This window comes from Mesorhizobium sp. CO1-1-11 (assembly GCF_020164995.1).
Classification (GTDB): Bacteria; Pseudomonadota; Alphaproteobacteria; order Rhizobiales; family Rhizobiaceae; genus Mesorhizobium; species Mesorhizobium australicum.
Map to the genome: position 1 here is coordinate 1 of NZ_JAIUHE010000055.1, position 1157 is coordinate 1157.

1 protein-coding gene and 1 pseudogene are annotated in these 1157 nt (G+C 57.1%); one reads left to right on the forward strand and one right to left on the reverse strand.

Features of this window, described 5'->3' with window-relative positions; translation table 11 throughout:
* Positions 1 to 26: 26 nt before the first annotated feature.
* Positions 27 to 281: a hypothetical protein gene (locus LB554_RS29385; protein WP_140823880.1), complete on the reverse strand. Its 255-nt coding sequence runs from the start codon at positions 279 to 281 to the stop codon at positions 27 to 29.
* Positions 282 to 390: 109 nt separating this feature from the next.
* Between LB554_RS29385 and LB554_RS29390 the strand changes: the two are divergent.
* Positions 391 to 1157, forward strand: a pseudogene (locus LB554_RS29390) (IS5 family transposase).

Consider the following 1157-nt stretch of genomic DNA (forward strand, 5'->3'; position numbering starts at 1 on the left):
TAGGCCGTGAACTCATAAGCCGCGGTTTACCGGCTTCGGGATGAGATGTGGTCGATCACGCCACTTCCTTGGACATAGTGGATCATGCCTGCTTCGGCGGTTTCGATCATGACGCCGGATGACAGAGTGCCGCCGCCGATCATTTCGATCGTAGGCATGTCCCAAGTCTCATAGCCTTCTGCAAACTCGCGGTTATCAAAATCGCAGACAATCAAGCCTCTCATCCCATCGGCAATTACCTCGTCGCCAACTTTCATCGTCTGCCCTGTCGCGTATTGCATCTGCCACCTCTTCACAGGTCCATTTGCGGATTGGCATAATGTCCGCCTCCACCGTGCTCGCGCAACCCTGCGGCTTTCATGTTGCGCAAGTTTGTGATTCAGACTGCCCATGAACCGATACGACCTCACCGATTTCGAGTGGCGTGTGATAGAGCCGCAGTTGCCCAACAAGCCGCGAGGGGTGCCGCGCGTCGATGATCGGCGGGTGCTCAACGGCATCTTCTGGGTGCTGCGATCCGGTGCGCCATGGCGCGATCTGCCAGAGCGATACGGCCCACGCACCACCTGCTACAATCGCTTTGTCCGATGGCGGAAAGCAGGTGTATGGGACCGCCTCATGGCCAATATTACCAAAGCCCATGACGGCGAGGTGCAAATGATCGATACCTCCATTGTTCGCGTCCATCAGCAGGGCGCGACGGCAAAAAGGGGGATCGAGATCATTGTCTTGGTCGATCCCGAGGCGGGCTGACAACCAAAATCCATGCTCTTGTGGACGCTAAAGGCAGGCCGATCAAGCTGATGCTCACGGCAGGACAGATGAGTGATATCGCCTCCGCAGTGGACTTGATTACGGATTTGCCCGAGGGTGCCATGCTGCTCGCCGATAAGGGCTATGATGCCAACGCCTTGCGCACTGTCGTCACCGAGCGAAAGGCATGGGCCAACATCCCGCCCAAGGCCAACCGCAAGGACCCTATCTGCTTCAGCCCTTTCCTCTACAAGGCGCGCAACCTCGTCGAGCGGTTCTTTAACAAGGCCAAGCAGTTCCGTCGCATCGCAACCCGCTACGACAAGCTGGCTGAAAACTATCTTGCCGCTCTCAAACTCGTCGCAGTCCGCCTCTGGTTACGCGATAATGAGTCTACGGCCTAG

Bases quoted from the DNA above. Each gene is read 5' to 3' on its own strand.
- LB554_RS29385 (WP_140823880.1), bottom strand. From the start codon at position 281: ATGCAATACGCGACAGGGCAGACGATGAAAGTTGGCGACGAGGTAATT.